At 71.2% G+C, this 8,767-nt stretch carries 8 protein-coding genes; 6 read left to right on the top strand and 2 right to left on the bottom strand.

Annotation, left to right across the window (positions count from 1 at the left end; translation table 11 throughout):
- The first annotated feature begins 26 nt into the window (after positions 1-26).
- The 5 genes from E2169_RS13695 to E2169_RS13715 all read left to right on the top strand — a co-directional run bounded on the left by E2169_RS13695 (position 27) and on the right by E2169_RS13715 (position 5,072).
- Positions 27-461 carry a hotdog fold thioesterase gene (locus tag E2169_RS13695; RefSeq protein ID WP_132987173.1) on the top strand — a complete coding sequence of 145 codons (435 nt, stop codon included), beginning with the start codon at positions 27-29 and terminating at the stop codon, positions 459-461.
- Between the two features lie 64 nt (positions 462-525).
- On the top strand, positions 526-1,326 hold the full coding sequence (locus E2169_RS13700; protein WP_132987174.1) for a lysophospholipid acyltransferase family protein: 801 nt from the start codon (positions 526-528) through the stop codon (positions 1,324-1,326).
- Positions 1,323-2,315, top strand: a complete 993-nt coding sequence (locus tag E2169_RS13705; protein ID WP_229659227.1) for a YheT family hydrolase — start codon at positions 1,323-1,325, stop codon at positions 2,313-2,315. The genes E2169_RS13700 and E2169_RS13705 overlap by 4 nt, the downstream gene beginning before the upstream one ends.
- Before the next feature lie 55 nt (positions 2,316-2,370).
- Positions 2,371-4,440, top strand: coding sequence for a tetratricopeptide repeat protein (locus E2169_RS13710; RefSeq protein WP_165942441.1), 2,070 nt, complete (start codon positions 2,371-2,373; stop codon positions 4,438-4,440).
- A 17-nt stretch (positions 4,441-4,457) separates the two neighbouring features.
- Positions 4,458-5,072: a YbhB/YbcL family Raf kinase inhibitor-like protein gene (locus E2169_RS13715; protein ID WP_132987176.1), complete on the top strand. Its 615-nt coding sequence runs from the start codon at positions 4,458-4,460 to the stop codon at positions 5,070-5,072.
- An 85-nt stretch (positions 5,073-5,157) separates the two neighbouring features.
- Here E2169_RS13715 and E2169_RS13720 read toward each other — a convergent pair whose 3' ends face one another.
- On the bottom strand, positions 5,158-5,982 hold the full coding sequence (locus E2169_RS13720) for an META and DUF4377 domain-containing protein (RefSeq protein WP_132987177.1): 825 nt from the start codon (positions 5,980-5,982) through the stop codon (positions 5,158-5,160).
- Positions 5,983-6,046: 64 nt separating this feature from the next.
- A complete protein-coding gene (locus E2169_RS13725; RefSeq protein ID WP_132987178.1) occupies positions 6,047-6,841 on the bottom strand; it encodes an undecaprenyl-diphosphate phosphatase in 795 nt (264 codons plus the stop codon).
- Between the two features lie 272 nt (positions 6,842-7,113).
- On the opposite strand from E2169_RS13725, the gene glnA reads away from it, so the two are divergent.
- Positions 7,114-8,523: a type I glutamate--ammonia ligase gene (glnA, locus tag E2169_RS13730; RefSeq protein ID WP_132987179.1), complete on the top strand. Its 1,410-nt coding sequence runs from the start codon at positions 7,114-7,116 to the stop codon at positions 8,521-8,523.
- Positions 8,524-8,767: the final 244 nt, after the last annotated feature.

An 8,767-nucleotide genomic window follows, 5' to 3' on the forward strand; every position in this document is an offset into this window, starting at 1 on the left:
GCCAGCCCGGGAGCCGGAACCCCAGCATGAACACCCCGACGTCCATATTCCGCCAGCGCCTCGGCCTGGCCGCCCTCAACGCCCTGTCCAAGGGCACCGCGATCGAAGCCCTGGGCATCGAGTTCATCGATATCGGCGACGCCCATCTCGTCGCGACCATGCCGGTGGATGCCCGCACCGTGCAGCCCTATGGCCTGCTCCACGGCGGTGCTTCGGTGCTCCTGGCCGAGACCCTGGGCAGCAGCGCCGGCAACATGTGCGTGGCCGAGGGCGAGGTCTGCGTCGGCATCGAGATCAACGCCAACCATGTCCGCGGCGTGCGCGACGGCCGCGTTACCGGCACCGCGCGTGCGCTGCACATCGGGCGCGGCACCCAGGTCTGGGAGATCCGCATCGAGGACGCCCGCGGCCGCCTGGCCTGCATCTCGCGGCTGACCCTGGCAGTGCTGCCGGCGGCCTGAGCGCCCGCCACCGGCGCCCGCCGCCAGCTACCCGCGCCCGGGGCCATCCGGTATCGTTCCGGCCATGCGTTCCCCCCATGTCCACACCGTGCCCGCCAGCGACCGCCTGGCGCGCGCGGGCCGTTATGCGCTGCGCGTACCGATGCTGCTGTGGCACGCGCTGGTGCACCTGCCGCTGGTGATGATCGGCATCAGCCTGCCCACCGACCGCATCCGGTTTGGCGGAGAAACCCTGCGCGCGCGCCTGGTCCGTGCCTGGCAGGGCGGCCTGATGCGCGTGTTCGGCCTGCGCATGCGTCGCCTCGGCACGCCCTTGCCCGGCGGCACCCTGTTCGTGGCCAACCATGTGAGCTGGATGGACATCTCGGCGCTGCACAGCCAGCGGATGATGGGCTTCGTCGCCAAGCACGAGATCGAAGGCTGGCCGCTGGTCGGGCGCATGGCGCGCCGCGGCGAGACCATCTTCCACCAGCGCGGCAGCCAGGAATCGCTGGGCGGCGTGCTCGAGGCCATGATTGCGCGGCTGCGCGCGGGGCGTTCGGTGGGCGTGTTCCCGGAGGGACGCACCCGGGATGGCGCCGAGGTCGGACCGTTCCACGCCCGCATTTTCATGGCCGCGGTGGAGGCAGGGGTGCCGGTGCAGCCCGTGGCGCTGCGCTACGGCGCTGGCGGCGCGGCCCAGCGCGAGGTTGCGTTCTGGCCGCGCGAGAACTTCTTGCAGAATTTCCTGCGCCTGCTCGGCGAGCCTTCGCGCGACGCCGAGGTGGTGTTCCTTGCACCGGTGATGCCGGGCGAGGCCGAGGGCCGCGCGGCGATCGCCAGGATCGCCCGGGAGCGCATCGCCGCCGCCCTGCAGGGGCCGTGAGCCGGGCGATCGCCAGCGACTATCGTCCGCCGCGCTGGCTGCGGAATGCTCATGTGCAATCGGTGCTCGCCGGCAGCCTGCCGCGCCGCCGCAAGGGCATGGCCGCGCTTGCCGCCGCCGGTGCGCGGACGCAGCAGCTGATCGTCGATGGCGGCAACGGCGTGCGCCTGATCGGCCTGCACACCGCGCTGCCGGGCGTCGAGCCGCGCGGCATGGCCCTGTTGCTGCACGGCTGGGAGGGCAGCGCCGAATCGGCCTATGTCTGCCTGGCGGCGGCCGGTTTCCTGGCGCGCGGCTACGACGTGTTCCGGCTCAACTTCCGCGACCACGGCGACAGCCACCACCTCAATCCCGACATCTTCCACTCCGCGCGCATCGACGAGGTGGTGCACGCTGCGCTCGACGTCGCCGCGCGCATGCCGCGGCCGCGGCTGGTGGTGGCCGGGCATTCGCTGGGCGGCAATTTCGCGCTGCGGCTGGCGCTGCGCGCACCGGCGGCCGGCCTGCCCCTGGACGCGGTGGCCGCGGTATGTCCGGTGCTCGACCCGGCGCGCACCATGGAAGCGATGGAGCGGGGCATGCCGCTGTACATGTACCACTTCGAGCGCAGCTGGCGGCGGTCGCTGCTGCGCAAGCGCGAACTGTTCCCCGACCGCGTCGGCTTCGACGACGCGGTGCTGCGCCTGCGCATGCGCGAACTCACCGAGTGGCTGGTGCTGCGCCACACCGATTTCGGCAGCCTGGACGGTTACTTCGACCGCTATTCGATCGCCGGCGACCGCCTGGCCGGGCTCACGGTCCCGGTTTCGATCCTGACCAGCGCCGATGATCCGGTGATCCCGGTCGAGGGCTTCCACCAGCTGGTCCTGCCGGCCCGGGCGCGCCTGGAACTGGCCCAGTGGGGCGGCCACTGCGGCTTCATCGAAGGTCCGGGGCTGGGCGGCTATGCCGAGCGCTGGGTGGCCGCGCAACTGGCCGGTGGGGATTAGGCGGGCGCTACAATCGAGGTTTTCGGCGCGCTGCGCCCGCAGGAACCTTCCCACCATGCAAGAACAGATCCTCGACGCGCTGCGCCGCGGCGACACCGTCGCCGCCCTGGAAGCAGCCCGCAGCCTCGCCGCCGGGACGCCGGACGACGCCCAGGCGCAGCGCCTGCTTGCGCTCGCGCTGCGCAGCAGCAGCGACCCGGAGGGCGCCCGCGAGGCCATCGAGCGCGCGATCTCGCTGTCCCCCGATGACGCCACGCTGCACCTTGAACACGCCGGCCTGCTGCTGGGCGTGCGCGACCTGGAGGGGGCCGGACAGGCTCTGGAGGCCACGGTCGGCCTCGACCCCAACCAGTTCGCGGCGTACCTCATGCAGGCCCAGCTGGCGATGGGGCGCAACGACCTCGACGAGGCCGCCCGCCTGGCGCGCCTGGCCGGGCGCGTATCGCCCGACCATCCGACGCTGCAGGCGCTCGAAGGCACCCTGGAACTGCGCCGCGGGAACGTCGACGATGCGATGAAGCTGCTGGCGGCGGCCTCGGAGAAGGCGCCGGAGGATCCGGTGGTGCTGCACGCCCTGGGCTTCGCCTACCTGGCCAAGGGCCACACGGCCTTCGCCGAGCAGGCCTTCCGCAACCTGCTCAAGCTGGCGCCACGGGCGGGCATGGTGCGGCTGCTGGTCGCGCAGTTGCAGCTGCGCCAGGGCCGCCCTGCCGACGCCGTCGAAGAACTTGCCCCCCTGCTGGCCGATCCCGCCACGGCCACGCCGCAGCTGCGCCGCTACGCCGGCGAACTCGAGGTGGCCGCGGGCCGTCCCGAGCGCGCATTGCCGCTGCTGCGCGAGGCCTTGGCGGCGCTGCCCGGCGAACCGCGGACGATGGCGGCCATCGGCGAGGCCTGGCGACGCCTGGGCGACTTCGAGGATGCGCAGCGAACGCTGGACGCGGCGCTGGCGACTTCGCCGGACAACGATGGCCTGTGGCGCGCGCGCCTGGCCTTCGAGCCGGCAGGGCGGGGCGCCGCGGACCTGATCGGACGGTGGCGCACGCGCAGGCCGGAGTCGCTGGATGCAATGGAGGCGGAGATGGTGCTGCACGCCACCGAGGGCCGGCCGGCCGAGGCGGAGGCCGCGGCGCGGGCGTTGCTCGAGCGCTCGCCCGGCCACGTGCGCGCGGAGATGCGGGTCATCGACGCCCTTCTCGTGCGCGACCCGGCGGAGGCGGCGCAGCGCCTGGAAGCGCTGATGGCCCGCGCCTCGCGGCCGGCCGAGCGCAAGGTGCTCTTCGCCTGGCTGGGCCTGGCCCGGCACCGTTGCGGCGAGTTCGCGGCGGCGCTGGAAAGCTGGAACCGGCGCAACGTCGAGGACGCTCCCGGCCGTCTGCCGCTGCCCGCGCACACCGCTGCCCCGGCCCGCTGGCCGGAGGCTGCGGTCGCGGAGGCCGGCGCGCCACCGGCCGCGTTTCTGTTCGGGCTGCCGGGCACCCTGGTGGAGCGCTCCGCGCAACTGCTTGCCGACGTGCTGCCGACCTTTCGCAACGACCGTTTCGGGCCTGAGCCGCCTGCCGACGGCTTCCAGGACGTGGACGCCTGGCCGCGCATCGCCAGCGGGGAATTCCCCGCAGCCGAAGTGGCTGCGTCCTGGCGCGCGCAGTTGCCGGGCCGCGGCATCGATGGCGCCATCGTCGACTGGCTTCCGTGGTGGGACGGTGGCTACGCCGCCGCCATGCGGGCGGCCTTGCCAGAGGCCCTGCTGCTGATGCTGCTGCGTGATCCGCGCGACATGCTGGTCGACTGGCTGGCCTTCGGCGCGCACACGCCCTTCGCGGTGGAATCGCCGCAGGTGGCGGCCGAATGGCTCGCCGCCTCGCTCGAGCAGCTGGCCACGCTGCACGAGCAGGACCTCGTACCGCACCGCCTGATCCGCATCGATGACAGCGCCGAGGATCCGCAGGCGATGTCGGCACAGCTTGGCGACGCCCTGGGCATCAGCCTGCCGGAGCCGCCGCCGGGAGTGTTCGGCCCCCCGCGCTTTGCCGCAGGCACATGGCGCAGCTATGCCGACCTGCTCGCCGGACCGTTCGCAGCCCTGGCACCGCTGGCGCGCCGCTTCGGCTATCCAGACGCCTGACCTCGAGGAGCACGACCATGTATGTCAAGAGCGAGAGCTTCGCCCACGGCCAGCCGATTCCCGCCGGCTTCGCCTTCGGCGCGCCCGAGGGCCTGGGCGGCAATCGCAATCCGCAGCTGTCCTGGGGCGATGCGCCCGAGGGCACGCGTTCGTTCGCGCTGCTGTGCATCGACACCGACGCCCCCACCGACCCGGCACTGGCCGCCGACGACACGACCGACATCCCGGTCGACCATCCGCGCGGTGACTTCGCGCACTGGGCGATGGTGGATATTCCGCCGCAGATCACCGACATCGCGGCCGGCAGCTGCAGCGACGGCGTGACCACGGGTGGCAAGCGCACGCCGGCCGGTCCCGCCGGCACGCGCCAGGGCCTGAACGACTACACCGGCTGGTTTGCCGGTGACGCCGACATGGCCGGCGACTGGTTCGGCTACGACGGTCCGTATCCGCCGCCGCACGACCTGCGCCTGCACCGCTATTTTTTCCGCGTGTTCGCGCTGGACGTCGAGCGGCTGGAGCTGCCGGAGCGCTTCACCGCTGGCGACGTGCTGCGCGCGATGCAGGGCCACGTGCTGGCCGAAGCCGCCACCTGGGGCAGCTACAGCCTTCACCCGCGCAACGCGGGCTGAAGCGCAGGCCGCAGGCGGGGCCGGCCTGCGCAAGCGACGGGCCGCCGGCGCGACGGGTGCGCGGCGGCCTGTCGTCGCGGCCCGGTTACTCCGCGGCGACCGTCTCGCTTTCAACCACCATGTCGAGCACATGCACGACCGCCGAGGCGTCGGCCGGGACGTCCTGGCGGCGATAGCGCTCGAGCCGCAGCACGTTGCGCACGCCGGGACGGTGCTCGAAGCCCTCGATGCCCTCGTACAGCGGACCCCATTCGCCGGTGTCCTGCTTGATGCCACCGTCGTCGTAGTGGATTTCGCGCACCTGCAGGCAGCGGTAGTCGGGCATCAGCGGATGGTCGCAGTCGACGCGTTCGGCAGCGACCTCCAGGAACACGCGCTCGGGCTCGGCACCGTAGCGGGTGCGCGCGGTCGGGGCGCCGACGAAGGCCAGGTGGTCGCCGAGGCCATTGCTGAGCTCCAGCCGCGGCGGATCGCCGGCTTCCAGCGTGAGTGCATGGCTGCCCGACAGGCGGGTGTGGGCTTCGCGCTCCATGGCCATCAGCGGCTCGGCGCAGGCCATCTCCGTGCTCACCATCGGCGCGAGGGTGAGGGCGTCGGCCTCGAGGGTGAAACCGGCGCCCATGCGGTTGCAGGCGTTGGAGACCGACACCCGGCCATCGGCGAAGTCGAGCTGCAGCGGCGCATCGGGGTTGCCGGACAGGGCGTCGATGCGGCTGCCGTCGGCGGCCGTCGCCGCGTCGAGCTGCCAGTGGTAGGCGCCAAGCGTGGCCGCGACGTCGGGGGCGGGCGTGGTGCCGGGCGCTGCCGGGGCCGCGGCCGGTGCGGGCGTGGCGGCGGGTGCGGCGTCGTAGGTACCTGGCGAACAGGCGGCAAGCGCCAGCGGCAGGGCGAGCGCGAACAGTGTCTTCATGGTGACCTCCGGGGGCAGGAAGCTGGGTTGACGCGCGAGGTGCAGGGCCGGGGTTGCGTGGACCTCAATCCCCCATCGGCAGCCAGAGCAGCAGCGCCGCGCCCAGGAGGATGCGATACACCGCGAAGCCGGTGAACCGGTGGTGTTCGATATAGCCCAGCAGCCATTTGACCACCATGAACCCGGTGATCGTGGCTGCGGCGAAGGCGATGCCCACGTCGACCCAGGCTTCGCCGCCCAGCGCGCCGTCCATCGCGAGTTCGAGGAAGGCGTAGGCGCTGGCCGCGAACATGGTCGGGATGCCGACCAGGAACACGAACTCGGCTGCGTCCCGGCGCCGGCTCAGGCCGGCGAGCATGGCGATGAAGATCGCCGCGGCCGAGCGCGAGGTGCCCGGGAACACGCCGGCCACCACCTGTGCCAGGCCGACGAGGATCGCGATCGTCCAGGTGACGTCGGTGCCGTCGGGGCGGCGTTCGGCCAGGCGCTCGGCGACGATCATCCACACGCCGCCGATGACCAGCGCCCAGGCGATGGGCGTGACCGTCTCCGGAAGCTCCCAGCCCAGCAGCCGTACCGGCAGGCCGACCGCGGCGGTAATCAGGAAGGCGACCGCGAGCTTCATCGCGTAGTCGCGGTTGCGGGCATCGCCCATGCCGGTGGCCAGGGAGGTGATGCGTTCGCGGAACACCAGGGTGACGGCGAGGATGGCGCCGGCCTGGATGATGATGTTGAAGAAGTCCGAGCGCGCGCCCAGCCAGTGCTGGGCGATCAGCAGGTGGCCGGTGCTGGAGATCGGCAGGAATTCGGTCAGGCCTTCGAGGATGCCCAGGAGCAGGGCGGCCAGCGGGTCGGTCATCGGTTGGGGTCCAGGCGGTGGTGGGGCGATCGGGCGGCGTCGAGCCGCGCCCGGTGGGCGGGCGACGGCAGCGCGGCAGCATAGCCGATGCCGGAAGCGCACCACTTCGGTGCTGACTGCATTCACATTGCACTCTACTGGTGCATTGTTCCGCCCGGATCAGAGGCGTATGCCATGAAATCAATGGCTTGCCGCGTGGCACGGTGCTTGCGTTACTGCATCGCGACACCCGGGCGCGCCCGGGACCCATCCTTGAGCATCCGGAGCCCTCCATGTCCCTCGACACCGTCGAAAAACTGATCAGCGACCACAGGGTCGAATTCATCGACCTGCGTTTCTCCGACATGCGCGGCGTCCAGCACCACGTGACCTACCCGGCCTCGATCATCGAGCCGGCGCTGTTCGAGGACGGCAAGATGTTCGACGGCTCCTCGATCGGCGGCTGGCGCGGCATCCACCAGTCGGACATGGTCCTGCTGCCCGACCCGGGCACCGCCTTCCTCGACCCGTTCACCGCCGATCCGACCCTGGTGCTCACCTGCGACGTGCTCGACCCGACCACGATGCAGGCCTACAACCGCGACCCGCGCGGCATCGCCCGCCGCGCCGAGGCCTACCTCAAGTCCAGCGGCATCGCCGAGCAGGCCTTCTTCGGCCCCGAGCCCGAGTTCTTCATCTTCGATTCGGTGCGCTACGCCAACGACATGGGCCACACCTTCTTCCACGTCGACTCGGAAGAGGCCGCGTGGAACTCCGGCCGCGAGTACGAAGGCGGCAACACCGGCTACCGGCCCGGCGTGAAGGGTGGCTACTTCCCCGTGGCGCCGCTGGACTCGCTGCACGACATCCGCGCAGAGATGTGCAAGACGCTCGAGCAGGTCGGCATCGAGATCGAGGTCCACCACCACGAGGTCGCCAACGCCGGCCAGTGCGAGATCGGCACCAAGTTCAGCTCGCTGGTGCAGAAGGCCGACGAACTGCTGACCACCAAGTACGTGGTCAAGAACGTCGCGCACCGCAACGGCAAGACCGCCACCTTCATGCCGAAACCACTCGTCGGCGACAACGGCAGCGGCATGCACGTGCACCAGTCACTGGCCAAGGGCGGCGTGAACCTGTTCTCCGGCGACGGCTACGGCGGCCTGAGCCAGACCGCGCTGTGGTACATCGGCGGCGTCTTCAAGCATGCGCGCGCGATCAACGCCTTCACCAACGCCAGCACCAACAGCTACAAGCGCCTGGTGCCTGGCTTCGAGGCGCCGGTGATGCTGGCGTATTCGGCGTCCAACCGCTCCGCGTCCTGCCGCATCCCCTACGTGTCCAATCCCAAGGCGCGCCGCGTCGAGTTCCGCTTCCCCGATGCGATGAACGCCGGCTACCTGACCTTCACCGCGCTGATGATGGCGGGCCTGGACGGCATCAGGAACCAGATCGACCCGGGCGGCCCCAGCGACAAGGATCTCTACGACCTGCCGCCGGAAGAGGCCAAGGGCATCCCGACCGTCTGCCACTCGCTGGACCAGGCGCTGGAAGCGCTCGACGCCGACCGCGAGTTCCTCAAGGCCGGCGGCGTGATGAGCGACGATTTCATCGACGCCTACATCACGCTGAAGATGAAAGAGGTCACCGCGTTCCGTTCGGCGACGCATCCGCTGGAATACCAGATGTACTACGCGCTCTGACGCGGGGCGGGGGGAGGCGGGGTCCAAGGCCCTTGAGGACTCATGTCCCCCGGCGATGGCCTTGCGGCCATCGCCTCCTCCTTGACTTCGCCCTCAAGGGCCTTGGACCCCGCTGTGATGGAGTGCGGTGGCCCCAGGGAGAGCGGCCGGGGATTTCGCGAACGGTCCCGGCTTCTGCAGCCCGAAGCCGAGCCCCGTCGTGGCCGGGAGGCCTTCGCGGGGAAGTAAAGGAGGAGGCATCCGC

The sequence above is a fragment of the Luteimonas terricola genome (assembly GCF_004352845.1).
Taxonomy (GTDB): Bacteria; Pseudomonadota; Gammaproteobacteria; order Xanthomonadales; family Xanthomonadaceae; genus Luteimonas; species Luteimonas terricola.

Coding starts and splice junctions, on each gene's coding strand:
- glnA (WP_132987179.1), top strand. CDS start 7,114: ATGTCCCTCGACACCGTCGAAAAACTGATCAGCGACCACAGGGTCGAA.
- E2169_RS13725 (WP_132987178.1), bottom strand. CDS start 6,841: ATGACCGACCCGCTGGCCGCCCTGCTCCTGGGCATCCTCGAAGGCCTG.
- E2169_RS13720 (WP_132987177.1), bottom strand. CDS start 5,982: ATGAAGACACTGTTCGCGCTCGCCCTGCCGCTGGCGCTTGCCGCCTGT.
- E2169_RS13710 (WP_165942441.1), top strand. CDS start 2,371: ATGCAAGAACAGATCCTCGACGCGCTGCGCCGCGGCGACACCGTCGCC.
- E2169_RS13715 (WP_132987176.1), top strand. CDS start 4,458: ATGTATGTCAAGAGCGAGAGCTTCGCCCACGGCCAGCCGATTCCCGCC.
- E2169_RS13695 (WP_132987173.1), top strand. CDS start 27: ATGAACACCCCGACGTCCATATTCCGCCAGCGCCTCGGCCTGGCCGCC.
- E2169_RS13700 (WP_132987174.1), top strand. CDS start 526: ATGCGTTCCCCCCATGTCCACACCGTGCCCGCCAGCGACCGCCTGGCG.